Origin of the sequence: Roseateles albus, assembly GCF_028595345.1 — a bacterium.
GTDB classification, from domain to species: domain Bacteria; phylum Pseudomonadota; class Gammaproteobacteria; order Burkholderiales; family Burkholderiaceae_C; genus Paucibacter_A; species Paucibacter_A albus.
Map to the genome: position 1 here is coordinate 93,341 of NZ_JAQQXT010000011.1, position 18,710 is coordinate 112,050.

An 18,710-nucleotide genomic window follows, 5' to 3' on the forward strand; every position below is an offset into this window, starting at 1 on the left:
GGATCGTTTTCAAGACGGACTTTTGTTGGGGAGCGGGGCAAGCATGGCGGTGCACCCGGCGTTTGGCTAGCAGAGCTAATTGCCTGTCTGACGTGCTCCCGGTGCAAATCCCGCCCTTAATAAACATTTGAATTTGACTATTGCTATGACCCTTGCCCGCACTACCCAGATTTGGGACAGCTTTGTCGCCCGGTGGCCTATTGAGGCCTTGCCAACGATGACATTAGATGAATACGCGACAGCCGGAAACAAGGACTGCTTCGTCTATTGGTTGGAGTCTATGACTGACGACTTGGGCTCGATTTGGGGCGGCTCGGCCTTTAAGTTTGGCGTCTACTCGCGCAAAGACCAAAGCGAGAAGGACTCGGCCGGAAGTGCTCAGTACAGTGGCACGCATGCCTGGTTGCGAAAGTATGGGAATAGCGCCGCTTCAGCGTTTGAGTTGGTCCGCTCGATCATCGTTGGTGTGGCGCAGGCAGCGCGAACCGGCAATTTACAAGCCATCGATGCTGCCGACTTGGGTGACGCAGTGAAGTGGAAGATTGCTTTCCTGTACCAGGACCGTACTGCGCCTACCATCATGCCTGTCTACAAACGGCAGTGGCTCAATCAGCTTTCCTGCATGGATGCGAAGACACCTTGTTCTGCAATGCATCAAAAACTGATGGCCCAGCGCGGCGATGTGGATTTGATGCAGTACGGAGAGCAGCTATGGAACCAGGTGCTGGATGCGGAAAGGGAAACAGCGCCACTTAGCAATGATGATGCGTTGCGCTATTTGCAGACCTGCGGCCAGTTAGAGGCCATCAAGCCACCGACGATAGCCGTGGCCGGTTTCCGTTGTCGTAACGGCCAAGAACTAGCTCTGATTCGGCGCAGAGAAAAGCCGGTGCTGTTTTTGTCCCCGGGCGACTGGGAGGCCCGCGTGTCAAGAGCTGCTTTGAAGCACCAGGCCTATGGTCCGGAAAAAAATCGCAGCGCTGGCCTCGCGGCTAACGCGCCATCCTTGGACATACCGCATCATGCTGTTTCTGTCACGGTTAGAAACCTGGCGCAGTTGGTAGAACTCTGCGAGGCCTATGACGAGGGCGTGGAATACCCGATGGAATTACTTGCATCTACGACCCTTGCCGTACCTGTCGTAACTGTGGAGGCAAACCGCGTTGAGTTGCCTTTGAATCAGATCCTTTACGGGCCGCCGGGCACAGGAAAGACCTACGGCACGATTGAGGCGGCGCTGGAGATATTGGATCCATTGCACTTAGCCGCGCACCGTGTCGACCGCGCAGCTCTGAAGCGACGCTTCGACGCCTTGGCGCATGAAGGCCGAGTGCAATTCGTGACCTTCCATCAAAGCTTCAGTTACGAGGATTTTGTCGAGGGTCTTCGTGCGGACACGGACGCCGCAACGGGTCAGCTGAGGTACGACGTTACGGATGGCGTGTTCAAAACCATTTGCCAGACGGCTGCGGTCAAGGTGACACGAAGCGAGGCCGCGCCTATCGACATCAAGGGGCGCAGCATTTGGAAGATGTCGCTGGGCAATGCGCAGAGTGAGGCGGACGTTTTCGAGGAGTGCATGACGCAGAACTACGCCTTGCTAGGCTATGGGGGGGGCGTTGATTTTGGTGGCTGCAAAACTCGGCAGGATGTTATTGACCGATTTACTTCGGAGGGCATTACGTTCCCAAATCCGGGCAACGAATACAGCGTGACCAGCGTCACCAACTTCGTGACCAAGATGAAGGCCGGCGACTTGATGGTGGTCAGCGATGGCAATCTGAAGTTCCGTGCCATTGGTGAGGTGGCTGGGGACTACCAATTCAAAAAGCACCAGGATTACGACGACGATTTCTCCCAGATGCGGCCGATGAAATGGCTGCGGCGGTATCAACCGTCATTGCCTCATGGCGAGGTGCTCAATAGCAAGTTTAGCCAGATGACGCTGTATCAATTGCAGCCGGCCGTGGTCAATTTAGAAAAGTTGCAGGCCTTGCTTGGCGATGTGGGGGCAGCGACGAAAGCTACGCCGGAGGCTGGCGCTGGAGCTGGGTTTGGGCCAGGTCAGTCTAATGCTGCGCGAGTGCTCATCATCGACGAGATCAATCGTGGCAATGTCTCAAGAATTTTCGGCGAGCTGATCACGCTGATCGAGCCATCTAAACGGGCCGGCGCAGACGAAGCGCTAGAGGCGGTGCTACCTTATTCAAAGGGGCGGTTCAGTGTGCCGAGCAATGTGTATTTGATTGGCACGATGAATACTGCGGATCGCTCATTGACAGGCATGGATGTGGCGCTGCGGCGGCGTTTCGTGTTCAAGGAAATGTCACCTCAGCCTCAACTGCTGGCCGGCATTCGGGTGGGCGGGATCGCTATCGACGAATTGCTGACGGTCATGAACCAGCGCATTGAAGCGCTGCTGGACCGCGACCACAGCTTGGGCCATGCTTATTTCATGCCCTTGCGTGCGACGCCGACCTTGGCGAAGCTGGCTGAGATATTCCGCCACCAAGTGCTGCCGCTGCTGCAGGAGTATTTCTTCGAGGACTGGCAGCGCATTCAGTGGGTGTTGAATGATCACCGCAAGCCGGAAGACTTTCAGTTCGTGTCGGCGGATCCATTGGAGAGCGATGCGCTGTTCGGCAATGAGGTCAATGTCAGCCTCAAGCCGCAGACATGGCGCGTCAATGAAGATGCCTTCCGCTGCGAGGAAAGCTATCTGGGGGTGATCGACCATCTGGATGCCGCCGAGTAATGGTTCAAGCAATGCGCCATGGAAAGGGCCGCGTTCTGGTCAGCGTGCGCGAGCATGCCTGGCTGACGACGGAGGCAGTGGCGCCGTCGTTGGACCGAGCGCAGGTCAGTGAGTCGGCGTTTGACCATTTGTGCCGCTTGAGCGAAACCTTCTCGCGCGGTGGCGCACGCTTGGCCCAAGTAGAGGGGCGGCGCAGCTTGAAGCTCGATGGCTTTGTGGGCGTGGTGCAAACACCTTGCGGCACGGTGTTGGAGATCGTGCCCAAGCATCACGCCATTGGCGGCAGCCTCGGTGAGGCGCGAGCGCTGCTGTGCAAATTGATCAAGTCGATGTTGGATCTGCCAACCCGGAATGTTGGCCAGGCGCCGTTGCAGTTGTTCGATGCACCCTTGTCGGAATGGGTGATGAGTCGGTTTTTAGCTGAGCTGGACAGCGTGGTGAAGCGAGGCCTGCGCTTTGACTATCACCGCGTCGAAGAAGAACTGCCTTTCTTGCGTGGGCAGTTGAATCTGAAGGCACAGCTGCAGCAGCCACCGGGAAAGGGGCATCGCTTCCACGTTCGGCACGATGTGTACTTGCCGGACCGTGCGGAGAACCGGTTACTCAGGCTGGCGCTGGATAAAGTTCGTCGGGCCACTCAGCAGCCAGAGAGCTGGCGCCTGGCGCAGGAATTGAGCTTTCGCTTGGCGGAAGTTCCGCTGAGCAACAAGGTTGCTGATGACTTCAGAGCGTGGGGGCAAGATCGCTTGATGGCCCATTACCGAGGCGTGAAGCCTTGGTGCGAGCTGATCTTGAACCAGCATATGCCGATGGCGGTGGCGGGCGACCATCAAGGGATGAGCTTGCTGTTCCCGATGGAGAAGCTGTTTGAGCGTTTCGTGGCGAGGTGGTTGCGTTCATCGTTGGCACCCGGTGTGGACATGCGAACACCGGCGCGAAGCAAGTCGCTGGCCGAGCACCAGGGGCGGCCGATCTTCCGCTTGGAGCCGGATATCTACGTCGCAAACGGGCAGCAGCGCTGGGTGCTGGACACCAAGTGGAAGTTGCTGGACGCGACCAATCGCGCAGAAAAGTACGGTCTGAGTCAGTCCGACTTCTACCAACTCTTTGCCTATGGACAGAAGTACTTGGACGGCAAGGGGCGCATGGCGCTGATCTATCCAAGAACGGAAGTTTTTCAGTTGCCGCTTGACCGCTTTGAATTTGGTGGGGGGCTGAGCTTGGAGGTCTTGCCGTTTGATCTGGACCAGGAACGGTTGCTGGGGGCAGAGAGACTGGGGCTCCCGCATCGGACGGTACGGCTGGCCGGTGCAGCCACGCTGAATGATGAAAGTGAGCAACTTGAACGGTGCCTCAGTCATGCCATTTGAGCGAGATCAGCCGTTTAACGACTTGCCCTTCCTACCTTAGGCCGCCGAGTTGGTGACGCGGACGGCGCTGAAGCAGACGCATCGATGAAAGAACACCTTTATCCTCCGCATTGCCATTAAAGAATGCTTTAATAAGCCTGTTTTCAATTCAAGTCCGCTTTCATACCCATGATGCGCAGCACGGGCACTTACATCAACTCAAGCACCCTGGGCGAAGTCGTCCAGGCCTTTGTGCCGCATCCCTTGCCGCCTCGCAGCCCCGACCTGGCGGCTGAATCACTCGCGGCGCTGAACCACGCCGCCGAGCTGGCGTTGGCTCGGCTGTCAGGGGTTTCGGGCCTGGTGCCCTCGGTGGACTGGCTGCTGTACAGCGCCATCCGCAAGGAGGCTTTGCTGACTTCGCAGATCGAAGGCACGCAAGCCACGCTGACAGATCTGTTCGACAACGAGGCGGGCTTCGCGGTCAGCAATACCGATGACGTTGAGGAAGTAACGAACTACCTGGGCGCCTTTCGGTTGGTTCAAGAGAATCTGCGTGACCCGGGCGGCCTGCCCATCAGCGTACGCCTGCTGTGCGATGCCCACCGGCTGCTGCTGAATGGCGCGCGTGGGACGGGCAAGCAGCCTGGGGAGCTGCGCCGCTCGCAGAACTGGATAGGTGGTACGCGGCCGGGCAATGCCGCGTTTGTGCCGCCGCCGCCCGAGCAGGTGGCCGCCTTGCTGGCGGACCTGGAGCGCTTTATCCATGAGCCTGCAGCGCAAGGGCAGAACTTGCCGCCGCTGGTGAAGATTGCCTTGGCTCATGTGCAGTTCGAGACCATCCACCCTTTTCTGGATGGCAACGGGCGCATCGGGCGCTTGCTGATCGCCGCCTTGCTAGAGCATTGGGGTTTGTTGCCCGAGCCCTTGATGTACGTCAGCGGCTATTTGAAGCAGCACCAGTCCGAGTATTACCGGCGCTTGTCCTGCGTTCGCACTGATGGCGACTGGGAGGGCTGGGTGGCGTTCTTTCTTGAAGGCGTGGAAGCGGCGGCGACACAGGCGGAGCGGGGCATCGTGGCGATTGCCAGCCTGGTGGCAGCAGATCGGCGGCGCTTGTTGGCGAACCCGAAGGCCGGCCCCGCCAGCTACCGGCTTTTTGAGATGCTGCCGATGATGCCGCGCTTTACTATTGAGCGAGTGCGGCAAAGCCTGGACACTACCTTCCCGACGGCCAATGCGGCGGTGAAGGTATTGGAGTCCTTGGGCATCGTGACCGAGATCACGGGCCAGAAGACGAACCGCAGTTTCAGCTATCAGCGCTACATCGAGCTGCTGGCGCTTTAGCAAGAACAAACAAAGTGCCTGGGGAGGCTGCTGTGATGACAGAAGATCAACTCGAAAGTGAAGCGCTGGGCTGGCTGGTAGATGTGGGCTACGAGCACCACCATGGCGCCAATATCGCGCCCGAGAGCGGCGCACCTCAGCGCAGCGACTACCGCCAAGTGCTGCTGCGTGAGCGGCTGGCTCAGGCCATCCACAAGCTGAACCCCGGCATCCCGGCGGCGGCCCGAGAGGATGGGCTGCAGCAGGTGCTCAATCTGGGCATCCCGTCCTTGCTGTCGGCCAACCGTGCGTTTCACAAGTTATTGGTGGCGGGCGTGCCGGTCCAGTATCAAAAGGACGGTGAGACCCGGGGCGACTTTGTGCGTCTGCTGGATTGGGCCGAGCCGGCCAATAACGAATGGTGGGCGGTCAATCAGTTCACCGTCAAGGGCGCGCACCACACGCGCCGGCCGGACATCATCTTGTTCGTAAACGGGCTGCCGCTGGCGCTGATTGAGCTGAAGAACCCGGCCGACACGCAGGCCGACATCTGGAAGGCCTACGACCAGATTCAGACTTACAAGGCGCAGATCCCTGACCTTTTCCAGTACAACGAGGTGCTGGTGATTTCGGACGGCAGCGAGGCGCGCATGGGCTCGCTGTCGGCCAACGGTGAGCGCTTCCAGCAATGGCGCACCATCAACGGCGTGGACCTGGACCCGCTGGGCCAGTTCAATGAGTTGGAGACGCTGGTGCGCGGTGCGTTGTCACCCGCTTATCTGCTTGATTACCTGCGCTACTTTGTACTCTTCGAGGATGACGGTGCGCTGATCAAGAAGATTGCCGGCTATCACCAGTTCCATGCGGTGCGTTCGGCGATTGAGCATGTGGTGCTGGCCTCGCGCCCGGACAGCGCAGACAACGTGCGCGGCAAGGGTGGGGTGGTTTGGCACACGCAGGGCAGCGGTAAGAGCATCACGATGACCTGCTTTGCAGCGCGGGTGATGCAAGAGCCTTTGATGCAGAACCCGACGATTGTTGTGATCACCGACCGCAATGACCTGGACGGGCAGTTGTTCGGCGTGTTCTGCCTGGCGCAAGACCTCTTGCGCGAGCAACCGGCACAGGCGACGACGCGGCAAGAGTTGCGCGCCTTGCTGAGTAACAGGCCGTCGGGCGGCATCGTGTTCGCGACCATCCAGAAGTTCATGCCGGGGGAGGATGAGGACTTCTTCCCAGTGTTGTCGGACCGGCGCAATATTGTCGTGATCGCCGATGAAGCGCACCGCACGCAGTACGGCTTTGAGGCGAAGCTGAAGACGGTGAAGTTCAAGTCAGCGGCGCCGGCCAAGGGCCTGGTTCACGCCGAAGACTCGGTAGCATCGCCAGCCTTGTTGGTGGCCGACAGCGAAGCGGAGTATCAGACCAAGTACCAGGTCGGCTATGCGCAACACTTGCGCGATGCGCTGCCGCATGCGACCTTTGTGGCCTTCACCGGCACGCCGGTGTCGGCGACCGACCGTGACACACGGGCAGTGTTTGGCGATTACATCCATGTCTATGACATGCAGCAGGCCAAGGAAGATGGCGCCACCGTGGCCATCTACTACGAGAGCCGGCTGGCCAAGCTGCGTTTGAAGGACGAAGAGCTGGCCAGCATCGACGATGAAGTGGACGAGTTGGCCGAGGACGAAGAAGAGAGTACCCAGGCCAAGCTGAAGAGCCGCTGGGCGGCGCTTGAAAAGGTGGTGGGCTCCGAGCCGAGGGTGGCCAGCGTGGCGGCCGACTTGGTGGCGCATTTCGAGGCGCGCGAGGCGGCACAGGCCGGCAAGGCGATGGTCGTGGCGATGAGCCGCGACATCTGTGTGCATCTGTATAACGAGATCGTCAAGCTCAGGCCAGACTGGCATGACGAGGATCCCGAGCGCGGCGCGATCAAAGTGGTGATGACCGGCTCGGCCAGCGACAAGGCCTTGCTGATCCCGCACATCTACAGCGGCCAGGTCAAGAAACGGCTGGAGAAGCGCTTCAAGGACCCGGCCGATGAGTTGAAGCTGGTGATCGTGCGGGATATGTGGTTGACCGGCTTTGACGCGCCCTGTGTACACACGATGTACGTGGACAAGCCCATGAAGGGCCACAACCTGATGCAGGCCATCGCACGGGTGAACCGGGTCTTCAAGGACAAGCAGGGCGGCCTGGTGGTGGATTACATCGGCATCGGCAGCGAGTTGAAGGCAGCGATGAAGGAGTACTCGGCCTCACAAGGCCGTGGCCGGCCGACGGTGGATGCGCATGAGGCCTACAGCCTGCTGGCCGAGAAGCTCGACGTGCTGCGTGCGCTGCTGCATGGCTATGACTACAGCAACTTTTTGACCGGCGGGCACAAGACCCTAGCTGGCGCTGCTAACCATGTGCTCGGGCTGAAGTCCGAGGGCAAGCGGGATGGCAAGCAGCGCTTTGCCGATGCAGCGCTGGCGATGAGCAAGGCATTCAGCCTTTGCTGCACGCTCGACGAAGCCAAGGCCGTGCGCGAGGAAGTGGCCTTTATGCAGGCGGTCAAAGTCATTCTGACCAAGCGCGAAATCTCGCAGCAGAAGAAGACCGACGAGCAGCGCGAGCAGGCGATCCGGACCATCATCAACCAGGCGGTAGTGTCGGACAGCGTGGTCGATATCTTTGATGCGGTCGGCCTGGACAAGCCCAATATCGGCCTGCTGGACGATGAGTTCCTGGCACAGGTCAAAAACATGCCGGAGCGCAACCTGGCGGTGGAGCTGTTGGAGCGGCTGCTGGAGGGCGAGGTCAAGGCAAAGTTCGGGACCAATATCGTCCAGCAAAAGAAGTTTTCGGACATGCTCAGCCAGGTGATCAGCCGCTACCAGAACCGTTCAATTGAGACGGCGCAGGTGATGGAGGAGCTGATCGAGATGGCCAAGAAGTTCCGTGAGGCGGCGGGGCGCGGTGAGAAGCTGGGGCTGAGCGAGGACGAGGTGCGCTTTTACGACGCGCTGGCAAATAACGAGTCAGCCGTGCGGGAGCTGAGTGACGAAATCCTCAAGAAGATCGCCCATGAGCTGACCGAGAACTTGCGCAAGAACCTGAGCGTGGACTGGTCGGAGCGGGAGAGTGTGCGTGCCAGCCTGCGGCTGATGGTTAAGCGGATTTTGCGCAAGTACAAGTACCCACCTGACTTGCAGGACGCGGCGGTGGAACTGGTGTTGCAGCAGGCGCAGGCGTTGGGGGAGAGTTGGGCTTGACCTCTATTGACGAATGATGAGGGTACAGCGACCAGTTCGTGGCATTGCTGGATCTGCATTGGCCGCAGTGGCGGGAGGCGCTCAAGGAGCTGAATGCGTTGCCGCTAAGCGTCCAGCCGTGGCATCTTGAATCTAAGCGGCCGGCATAAGAAGCGCGCGTCCACGTAACTTCATCGCGGACACATGGACAATTCGGTTATTGTCGAGTCGCCCGGACGGCGTACAAACAGGCACCACGGCGCAGATTTCAAGGCGCTAGTTGTCCTGGCTTGCCGTCACCCGGGCGTGTCGGTCGCTGGGCTGGCGCTGGTCAATGGCCTGAACGCGAACATGCTCAGACGCTGGATTGTTGAGGCTGGGCGTGTGGCCCCGTCTGCGGCGGCCCTTGGTCAGCGCGTCGTCGCAAAGAGCGCGACGACGCTGGCAAGCAACTGCCCAAGCTTCGTTCCCGTGCAGATGCCGGCCCGCCTGCACCGCCAAAGGAGGGCTCAGGCCCGCCGCCATTGCTGGATTCCCGTTTGTAAAGGCCTTTGAGCTTTCGCGCGATCTCGGCCCTGTTCAGCAACTTGTACAACTTCATCGTCGGCGAGTCTTAAACCAGGGGCTTGGCACCCATCAGGAAGAAACTGTCGCATCTTCGAGTTGCGCGCATTAGGGAAGTTATGCAGGGGTCTCGTGTCCGGGAAGATTAGACCAGCATAAGTCTTGGGTTGGCGCCTACATCGAGTTCGAAAATAAATTGCTCAAGACATTATTCTTGGCCAAAAAATGGCGGTGTTTCGTCTTCAAGGCCGCGATTCCTCGCAGAAAATAAATTTGGCAGTGTTGATTTTTTGAATCTCGGCGCGCCAAGCGTTCACTACCTAAATTCCTCTTTTGTGCTTAGGCGTGATGTTTCTTGCGTTGACTAATTTTCCCACCGGACGAAATTTTAGCCATGACAAATAATTTAACTTTGCGCATCATTTCTTCGATCTCAGCCCAAGTACAAGCGAGTTTGGGTGGCGATTCAATAAAAATAAAAGGCGATCTTTCGAAGCTGTCATCTAAGCTACTTGACCAGACTTCTCATGGAATTCGTCAGCTTTGTGTCGTGTTAATAAAATTGCCGCCTGAGCAAGTTTTAATTGAGCGTGTCCTAAATATTGATCGTGCCAGCGGGTTGGCTCAATTGGAATTGCACATTGTCCTTCCAGTTTCCTGTCTCGAAAAAATAAAATCAGCGGAATTTTTGCTGGGAATCGATGAACTTATGCAGGCTATTTCATCGGATCGTCCAATTGGGCCCCCAATTGGCGGCGAAGACGAGCCTCCGCATCTGAGTATCGGCAGGCTTATGCGAACTACGTCATCAAATAATAGAGAGATGCCAAGCGGAGCGCGAATATGTTGTGATGAGTGGAATACTGAAGTAGCACTCCCAAAAAAAATAGGAGAGGAGCCGCGCGAGCCAATTCCAGATGCCGAAGGGGAAGGTGTAGGTCGGGTCACTGGCAGCGATTGGTACGACCGAACTTGCTTTGTGCTACTGAAAGGGCGCCGCCGACCAATATTCATTAATTACGACGAGGAAGAATTTGGCGATAAAGTGGAGTCGGCTCGAAAAAATAGGCATAATTTGTACGCGGTGAAGTTCAAAACTAAATTCCCAATTGGTAAGCCTGAATATTCAAAAATGACGGAATTGTTATTGTTTCAGGAGGATATGATTGGTGACGATCAATGAAATGGGGTGTAAATAGGCTCTTTCGCCATATTTATTGGTGCTGTCGAGCGAATAGCCATCCAGCCAAGCCATAAAACTAAGAGTACCTGAGTCGTGTGAATGCTGCCGCCTTGGCGGCGAGGTACGGCAATTACCCGATCTTTTTGGCAAGCTAGAGGATCGCCAAATTCGGCCTTATCCAACTGAAAAGTGGGTCCAAATTCCGATGCTGGCGCCTTATAGTTGATAAGCTTTGATTCCTGAACCCAGTCGGCTAATTTTTTGCTTAGATTGCGGCTTTCAATTAGTCCTATGTCGTCTTGAAATATATTCGTGCTGCTTAAGAACTTGGCGAATTCTTCAAAATGAACAGCACGAAATAATACGATTTGTCGCCGCCGGCCGACTGTCTCAAGTGCATCAAAAGCTAGCGTTGGATGTTGTGATATTTGTATATGTTTGACTCTCTTTTGTAGCGCTAACCACTGATTGATCGAAATTGAGTTTGGAATTTCATAGGGGTCTGATTTCCTTATTGAATTGCCAGTCTTCGCGCAAACGCGGTTGAGGAGGCCTTCAAAGGCGGTCACAGAGTCTGGTCCCGCCATTGAATTACTGAAGGCCGAATCAGCCCGATGTCCCTGAACTCGCAAGCGTACATAGGTGATTAACTTACCTATGCCTTCCTGTGCTTCCTGCTGGACTGAGTGGGCATTCAGTCGGACCTCACCATAGGTGCCATCCACGTCAACTACGTCAAGATCAATTACGCGGCTGAACTTGCGGATGTGGATGTCTCTGAATTCTGTGGCACCCACCAAATGCGTCCATTGGTCAAGTCCATGAAGGTAGCAGCGAGCGGACACCGCAGGACTGGAATGTCCGAGGAGTCGGCTGATTGACCAAAGTACCCTTCGATCCGATTCATTGCGACCCAAGAGTAGCCGTCGCACGTGTTCGCTTCCTCCCAGCGTATAGCTATCTGCGCTCCCCAAAGACTGCCCGCGCAGCAGCCCAAACACGCGGCTGGCATAGCTGTGTCGCAGCATGTGCAAGGATGCAGTGATATTGCGGGTCGCGTCCTTAACACGTGCACCCAGTTCCTGTCCGATTGCAGACCTGAACTTTCGATAACTGTTTCGATCAAGGCCCTCAAAAAGGGGGGTCCGTTGATCTCCTTTGCCGGCGATCAGCCAGCGGCGCAGCACCTCACCGATGAGGCTACGTTCAAGAGCTGTTAAGGTTTCTAAAAGCGGGATCTTCCTTCTTGAGCGAGGCGTTTTCAGCGGCCGAACGTGGTTGGCCTGGATCACTATCACTATTGCCCCATCGATTTCAATCCAGTCCTGCCGGTACAGCCCAACGGCTTCGCCAAGCCGCACTCCAAATCTTGCGCAAAGAAACCAAACAAACGCGCTCCGTAGGGAGTCGTCTGAAACCTCACTCATGGGGAGTCCGCCGACCAGGCCATCGAGGCCAAACAGGTAGTCGCGCAGTAGGACCAGTCCAGGCCGCCCGACAATTCCGGACGCCTCATCTGAGATTTCGGACCACTCCGGGGAATCTGCACCAAATGCTAGTTCCAAGTACGCGTGAAACTCGCGTAGCGCATCTAGGGTTCTCTTGCCAGCCCCTGCAGCGCGCTCTTCATCTGAAAGTCTCGCAGAGCCCGCGTTCTCGAATTGATCCAGTTGATGCTTTGCGTCGAGCACTTCTTTGCTCCGCTGAAAGTACTTCTGCCACCATTCGACCATTTCGCTGTACAAGTCTGTCCACTCATCGTCTTCAAGGTCGTAGATGTTTTTATCGTGAGCTAGATCGCAGATTGGTTGAAACAGCGCATACCAAATCCGCCGCACCGTGCTGGTTCGCAAATTGTCCCTCTGACCCTTCTTAGGGCGCCGGGCCAAAAGGTGGCAGATGAAGCTTGCCGCTACGTATGGAAAATCGCCGTGACCGTAGATAGAGGTCGCAGTTGCAGCCTCAATGGCGGTGATTGACGTCTTTGGATGGTCGGTGTCTTTTGAAATCGCACTTCGAATTGCCTCGAACAGCTCAGCGCACTTTTCCGGTGTGGAGGTTCCGGAGGTAGCTGCCTGCTTCGCCTTGCTTTCGATAGCGATCACATAGGGCACTTCGTCTGGTGGGCCTTGATCGTCTTCTCCCTTCTCTGCGCCCGGTCCGCTATCGCAGATCGGTGCTTTCCCGCTGTGAAGTCGATACCAGTCGCGATGCGGAATCGCGGAAAAGATCAGGCGGCCTCCCAAATAGGCGGCATCTGTCCCGGGCAACGTGAGGGCATTCAACTGATCTTGAAGCGCCGCAATTGGCGCGATCAGTTGCTTCATTGAACGGCCAGCCTGCTGGGTCAGAAGTTGCTCGAGCTCGGCCGGAATGTCTGGAATTGTCTTAAGTTGATTGGGGCCTTGAGTTGAAATGGCTAGCCAACGCGCAGCACGCCCGGAAACCTGAACCCTGAATACGGGCCGTCCGTCCTTCCAAGTTTCACTGTAGGAGCGCTCCAGCCAGTACTTGTTTTGGAATTTCACCAATTTCACTGAGGGTCTTAGGCAAAGGACATCAAGCAACGCCCTAATGTGCGCCACACCGCAATGCAAGATAAGTTCGATGGCGGCGAGCATCCCTGCATGCCTCGCCCCGATTCGTGGCCCGTCGAGTGCTGCCTGCGCAACTTCGAAAGCGGCCTGCAATTCCTCCAGCTTTCTTTGTGCCCCAATCACATCTTCATTAAAGAAAGCTTCGCAGGGCGGATTGACGTTGAAGCCGCGCCGCATGCGTGTGAGGACGCGTTGTTCCTGCCAGATCGAATTCAAGTACTTTTCAAATACTTCGTACCGCAGCGACGCAAAGGGGTGACGAACTTTGTCCTCTCGAAACAGCATCGTTAGGGCGACGGCATGCCAGTCGTCAGGAGAGAGCGTCGAGGGTGGACGTGCCCCCACCATGGACTTGATCTCGGTTTCAGCCCGAAAGATTGCAGCATCTCTTTTCGCGGCTCGATCCAGAGCCCGAGCAGTTCTGCCGAAGGCGCGGCTTGCCATCATGGAAGGCTCTGGGACGGATTGAACTCTGGGTGGACTCGGTGCGCCCATTACTTGGAAGGAGTCAAGCCCCCATTCCATTTGAAGCGCATTTACAGCAGCGCGCGCCGACTTCAGATCGTCCAACGGAACTCGTACAGAATAGTTTCCATGGCTCTGTGACTGTCCATCAGCATGAGCCAGCATGGCATCAACGACCTCTTGATCTATGCCTCGTCGCACTAGCTCTGTTGAGTGCAGATGACGAAAGACGTTCCAGGGCAACGGCCAATCCACGCCGCTTTCGAGTTGTAACTGCGTTTCGGTAACTTCGAGCCACTCCAGGGTTGGCGTATCGCGAAGAAAAAGGAATAGGGGGACTTGAGCCTCGGTATCCTGGGCGAGTACTCGACGCAGTTGGCCAGCGAAGATGGGCACAGCATGACTCAGGCTCTCCGCAAGCATTCTCAAATGCGGCAGGTATGTCCGATTCAGCAAATCGTGCGCGAAGTCACTGAGAACACAGAGCCGACTCCCGCGGGTGGGGCCACTAACCTTGTCTTCAACCAGGAGGAGGCGCCGCTCCATATCGATGCCCGCCAAGGACTCAAAAGGCGAGTGCACCGGTCGAGCACCAGTGCTGGCGAGCAAAGAGATCACACACAGACTGGTTAGCAGATTGTGAGATTCCACCCAATTGGCTTGATCTATTGCCGCCGCATTTACACGCGCAATGAGGCCTGAGATTGCTTCGTGAATACGATGGGGAAGAACATCTAGCTCGCTGCCACAGCAATTCAGATATCGGTCCGTCGGCGGCTCAACGATAGTGAATAGGGTTTGGGCGGTGCCGATGGAAAGGCCGTTGTGTATGTCCGACGGCCCATATGCGCCATACGTGCAGGCTGAAGGCAGCGCCGTCCGATTCTGTGCACCAAGCAAGCGAACAAACGAGTGGTTGAAAGTCTTGTCAAAGGCGTGCACTTGCAAAACTCTCGCTGAGCTTGGCGCGCCTAAGTGGACTAGTTTCGAATCGCCCAAAAAGCACTCATTGAACCAAGTCTCAAGGCGAACGCTGTTTGACACAGCATTCCAAATTTCGGAGATATCTGATCTGTCGGCCCCGGGCAGAATTTTTGCCAGTTCACTGGCCGCGCGTTCGCAGAGGCGTATTCGGTATTCCCCGGCCATAGGATTCAACCAATGCAATTGATCTTGCCCCAGCGACTCAGCCCGCCATCGGCGCATGAACCTCGGCGGGCGTCGGTGGAGCTCACAAGAGTGGGGGTCGATAGCCCAATCATCAGAAGGTTGCTTGCAAATCTGCAGTTGGCCGACGGAGGTCATTGATCTGCTGGTGATGCAGCCAATCAGCACCATGGTCGCGCCAATCCGATCCAAGCGGCGGTTACTAGCGAGGAGGGCTTCTATCCGGCGCAAGAACAAATGTTCTTCCTCAACGCTCAAGTGATGCCAAGTTTGTCGAAGGAACTGGACATCCTCAATGTGTTCCAGCATCAATCCTCGGCCGCGCTGCGTGTTTCTGGCGGCAGTGTTCTTCTGATCCGTCAGATAGGGCTGGATTGGTCCGGCCTCACCATCGTCGCTTTCCTCGTAGACTGGATCTAGAAGGTCCAAAAAAGGCTGGTGCGAGACTTCACCTCGAAAAGTCAGTGGAGGCCGGAGCTGCAAATTTGCCGGCAAACTGGAAGACGAATCAAAATCATGTGTGGAGCGCCAGGGACCATCGGCCGCTACCTTGATTAGTGCCCTGTAGAACTGTTTTTGGCTGCTGGTCCCCGTCGTCTGCTTTAGTCTTTCGGTACAGCGAATTTGGACGTCTGAAGCTAGATCATCTAGTTGAGTCTCCAAACTCAATATTGACCTTAGCCAGTCGAGTTGGTCGCTGACCGGGTGGTCGCAGGCTAACCTGAGGGCCGCGCAAACTTGCTGGAGCGACTTTTCTCGGGAAATCTGAAATTGATCCTGCGCGGAGAATGCGCGGACGACACAAAGTGAGCGCAACCGTTGGATGAATAGAACCATGGCTTGGTCCTTTTGGACCGGACGGCGCGCTGCAGCCATTGCCGCGAGGTACTGTTCGGTTAGGTCGCCTTGAAGGCGGCGAGTTGCCTTTTGGTCGTCTTCGAATGGGCGAAGTTGATCTGCGAGGCCGGGGTACATCCAGGTACCTCGGCCAAAGATCTCTAAGGCCGCGGCGTATGGGTCGCAATCCGACCAGCGGCTAAGAATAAGAATTATTTCTTTTTGTGAGAGAAGGCTAACGATCGAACCAAGATGGGTGAGGCTATTTTTGTGTCCTGTCAGTTGGAGCAGCGATTCGAGCGCGCGCTCCGAATTTGTAGACTTGGCCACCCTAACTAACTCGGGAGGTATTTTTAGCCCAGGCTGCCCAATGGTCAAAAAACCGGTGTCGATGTCGACCGGGCTTGTTTGGCCTTTGTTGGGGTCGAGAGAAATTTCTGTCATCCAAATGCCTGTCGCGTTTTTTACCCTAAGTGCATGATAGACAACAAATAATGCGCTTTCGACGCCAGTTAAAACTAATTAAGTTCTAAGATTTTGGCTGGGCTCATAAAACAGCCTTGCAGAAGCGGCGCGGGAGGCGGGCGCCGCAATTCAACCCGCCGCAACGGCGGCGATGGCAGCCATTGCACGCGAGGCCGCATCCCTGCATGAGCGGGTCGGCAACACGGTGAGCGATCAACTGAGCGCACTCAGCAGCCGCTTCGAGGCGGGTGCCGAGCGCATAGCACATCAGCATGTCGAAGCCGCCCAGGCGCAATCCGCGGCACTGCACCAGCAGCGAGAGCTCGCGCTGCAGCTGCTGGAAGACGCCGGCGCGGCGTCGCAGCGCGCCGTGGAACTCCAGGGGCAGCGCTGGGCCTCGGATTCGCAAGCGATGCTCACGGCACTGGACACGATGGCCACCCGCCACCAAGCTGCCCAGGCCCATGCCGATCAAGCACGCTGGGCCTCGCTGCAAGATCACCTCGGTGCGCTCGCCGAGCAACAGGCTGCCGCACGAGAGCTTGTTGCGCACGCCGCCCAGCAGTTCGCCACGCAGACGCAGGCCCTGCTGGACCGAGTCTCGGATGGCCATACCCATCATCTCAGCTTGCTGGCTGAGCGCGACGCGCAGCGCCGCGCCGAGGCCTTGGCCGATGCGAATGCCATGAGCCAACGGCGAGAAGGCGTCGAGCAGGTGCTGGCCACGCAGCGCGAAGAAGCCCTGCAATTGCAGCGCGACAGCGCAAGCCGCGCACAGCAGGCCCTGACCGAGATCACCAGCCTGTGCGCCGAGCAGACGCAGGCCGGCGTCACCTGCCTGGCCGATGCATTCACGCGCTTGCAGGCAAACCAGCAAGCCCATGACGCGCAGCAGCTGGCGGCATGGCGCAATGAGCTGGCCTCGATTGGAGCCACGCAGTTGCAGCAGCAGCAAGTGCTGGCCGATGACCTGTTGGCGAACACGCGCAGTCTGGTAACCCAGGCCGAGGCCACTTCTCAACGGACGCTGGCTGAGGCCGGCGCAGTTCTGCAAGCCGCTGGTGAAGCGCCACGCGCTGCCGTCGAGGTCGTCGTCGCACTGCGCGAGCAGCTCGCCCAAAGCCAGGCCCAGGACCGCGCGGCTCTGCTTGAGCGGGCCGAGCTGATGGGGACGGTATCGACGCTGCTCGCCTCGTTGCAGCAAGCCGCTGGCGAGCAGCGCGTCGCGATTGATTCGCTGGTGGATAGATCGGCCATTCAGATCGAAGCCTTGGGCCAGCGATTCACATCGCTTGCAGAAGCCTCTGGTCACGCCCTTGCCGATGCGGCCACCAATTTGGCGGCCAGCGCCGCCGACGTCGCCAGCGTGGGCGAAGGGTTTGGCGAGGCCATTGAGCAATTCCAGGGGGCTAATGCCCAACTCGTGCAGCATCTGGCTGCGCTTGAGGAACGCCTGTCGGCATCGATCACGCGAAGCGACGACCAACTGGGTTACTACGTGGCCCAGGCGCGCGAAGTCATCGACCTCTGCCTGGGCTCGCAAAAGCAAATCCTGGATGCGCTGCAAGGCGCAGCGACAAATGGATGACCAGCTGGAGATTGAGCACGAAAGCACTGCCGCTCCCGCTTGGGCAGCTTTTGGCGACTTGATGGCCGGCGTGCTGGGCGCCTTTGTGCTGGTGCTTGCCGCGGCCCTGGTTGGGCAGCTGGATCTCGCCACCCAATTGCAAGCCGAAGTGCAGCAGCGCATGGCCGAGCAGAGTCGCCGGGAAGCCTTGGAGCGCGCCTTGGCCGGCCCACTGGCGGATGGTCGCATCACGCTGGTGGAAGGTCGAATTGGCATCAACAGTGCGGTGCTCTTTGCGACCGGCTCGGACCAGCTGCTTGCCGAGGGCCGCACGCTGCTCGGCGCATTGGCAACGCCGCTGCGCACCTACCTCGCGCAACGCGACGAAATCCTGATGGTCAGCGGCTTCACCGATGACCGGGGGGTCGTGGCGGGCATGCAGTTCGCCGACAACTGGGATCTGTCTGCCAGGCGGGCGCTGAACGTGACGCGGGCCTTGTTGGCGGACGGTCTGCCACCGGATGCGATCTTTTCTGCTGCATTCGGCGCGCAGCAGCCGGTAGCACCCAACGACACCGCGGCAGGGCGTGCGCTCAATCGCCGCGTAGAAATCGCACCCACACCGCGGCCACGGCGAGCGGCTGCAGCTTCTGCAGCGTCCGCACCGTGAGCAGCATTGACGATCCTGTCAATTGGGTCGCTGCGCAGCGTGCTGACCCGGTGCGCCGGCGCATGCTGCACGCACTCGCCCTGCGTGCGGCAGCTCAGCCAGCGGGCGCTCTGCGAGACAAACTGATTGCGAGACTGAGGGAGCGCGCGTCGCGAGAGCCGCTGGCGCAGCAGAAGCAGACCTATCCTGCCCTCGGCAATCCCTTGGCCGAATTGCACGCCTTGCTGCAGCTTGATGCGAGCCAAGAGTTGCGCCAGGTGCGCCTCCACGAAAGCACTTGGCGGCAGCTGCGCGTGGCGCGAAACATTGCCGAGCTCCATGCGCCGGTCACCGGGCATCTGGGGCCACTCAATGGCCAGGCGCTGGCGACGCGCATGCTCCAGCAAATTCAGGGGCTGGCTCCGGCCTATTTACACAGGCTGCTCACGCAGATGGACGCGATCGCCGCATTGGAGCTGGTGCAGGCTGCCGGTGAGGCACCAGCGCGAACAAGCAAGAAGAAGGCAACCGAGCGGCGTCGGTGACA

Annotated in this window: 8 protein-coding genes and 2 pseudogenes; 9 read left to right on the plus strand and 1 reads right to left on the minus strand. The window is 57.9% G+C overall.

Going from position 1 to position 18,710, the window contains the following annotated elements; translation table 11 throughout:
- The first annotated feature begins 145 nt into the window (after positions 1–145).
- From PRZ03_RS17340 to PRZ03_RS17360, 6 genes and pseudogenes are all read left to right on the plus strand, one after another.
- A complete protein-coding gene (locus PRZ03_RS17340) occupies positions 146–2,755 on the plus strand; it encodes an AAA family ATPase (RefSeq protein WP_273601486.1) in 2,610 nt (869 codons plus the stop codon).
- Between the two features lie 11 nt (positions 2,756–2,766).
- Positions 2,767–4,125 (plus strand): McrC family protein, encoded by a 1,359-nt coding sequence (locus tag PRZ03_RS17345; protein ID WP_273601487.1) that lies wholly within the window; start codon positions 2,767–2,769, stop codon positions 4,123–4,125.
- A gap of 168 nt (positions 4,126–4,293) precedes the next feature.
- The gene (locus tag PRZ03_RS17350) at positions 4,294–5,451 is read left to right on the plus strand and encodes a Fic family protein (protein ID WP_273601488.1); all 1,158 of its coding nucleotides are present in this window, start codon (positions 4,294–4,296) and stop codon (positions 5,449–5,451) included.
- 35 nt (positions 5,452–5,486) lie between these two features.
- Positions 5,487–7,637, plus strand: a pseudogene (locus tag PRZ03_RS17355) (type I restriction endonuclease subunit R); the annotation flags it as partial.
- A gap of 66 nt (positions 7,638–7,703) precedes the next feature.
- Positions 7,704–8,690 (plus strand): annotated as a pseudogene (locus PRZ03_RS24120) (DUF3387 domain-containing protein); the annotation flags it as partial.
- A 937-nt stretch (positions 8,691–9,627) separates the two neighbouring features.
- Positions 9,628–10,416 carry a hypothetical protein gene (locus PRZ03_RS17360; RefSeq protein WP_273601490.1) on the plus strand — a complete coding sequence of 263 codons (789 nt, stop codon included), beginning with the start codon at positions 9,628–9,630 and terminating at the stop codon, positions 10,414–10,416.
- Here PRZ03_RS17360 and PRZ03_RS17365 read toward each other — a convergent pair.
- Complete coding sequence (locus PRZ03_RS17365) at positions 10,410–15,926, minus strand: site-specific integrase (RefSeq protein WP_273601491.1); 5,517 nt, start codon at positions 15,924–15,926, stop codon at positions 10,410–10,412. The two genes, PRZ03_RS17360 and PRZ03_RS17365, sit on opposite strands and share 7 nt — an antisense overlap.
- Positions 15,927–16,098: 172 nt before the next feature.
- Here PRZ03_RS17365 and PRZ03_RS17370 point away from each other — a divergent pair, with 172 nt between their 5' ends.
- Genes PRZ03_RS17370 through PRZ03_RS17380 form a run of 3 tightly spaced genes read left to right on the plus strand, consistent with a single transcriptional unit; the run spans position 16,099 to position 18,708 of the window.
- Positions 16,099–17,535 carry a coiled-coil domain-containing protein gene (locus tag PRZ03_RS17370; RefSeq protein ID WP_273601492.1) on the plus strand — a complete coding sequence of 479 codons (1,437 nt, stop codon included), beginning with the start codon at positions 16,099–16,101 and terminating at the stop codon, positions 17,533–17,535.
- Positions 17,528–18,184 (plus strand): OmpA family protein, encoded by a 657-nt coding sequence (locus PRZ03_RS17375; protein ID WP_273601493.1) that lies wholly within the window; start codon positions 17,528–17,530, stop codon positions 18,182–18,184. Before PRZ03_RS17370 ends, PRZ03_RS17375 begins: the two co-directional genes overlap by 8 nt.
- A complete protein-coding gene (locus PRZ03_RS17380; RefSeq protein WP_273601494.1) occupies positions 18,181–18,708 on the plus strand; it encodes a DUF2894 domain-containing protein in 528 nt (175 codons plus the stop codon). Before PRZ03_RS17375 ends, PRZ03_RS17380 begins: the two co-directional genes overlap by 4 nt.
- Positions 18,709–18,710 lie beyond the last annotated feature (2 nt).

Coding starts and splice junctions, on each gene's coding strand:
- PRZ03_RS17340 (WP_273601486.1), top strand. CDS start 146: ATGACCCTTGCCCGCACTACCCAGATTTGGGACAGCTTTGTCGCCCGG.
- PRZ03_RS17345 (WP_273601487.1), top strand. CDS start 2,767: ATGCGCCATGGAAAGGGCCGCGTTCTGGTCAGCGTGCGCGAGCATGCC.
- PRZ03_RS17350 (WP_273601488.1), top strand. CDS start 4,294: ATGATGCGCAGCACGGGCACTTACATCAACTCAAGCACCCTGGGCGAA.
- PRZ03_RS17360 (WP_273601490.1), top strand. CDS start 9,628: ATGACAAATAATTTAACTTTGCGCATCATTTCTTCGATCTCAGCCCAA.
- PRZ03_RS17365 (WP_273601491.1), bottom strand. CDS start 15,926: ATGACAGAAATTTCTCTCGACCCCAACAAAGGCCAAACAAGCCCGGTC.
- PRZ03_RS17370 (WP_273601492.1), top strand. CDS start 16,099: ATGGCAGCCATTGCACGCGAGGCCGCATCCCTGCATGAGCGGGTCGGC.
- PRZ03_RS17375 (WP_273601493.1), top strand. CDS start 17,528: ATGGATGACCAGCTGGAGATTGAGCACGAAAGCACTGCCGCTCCCGCT.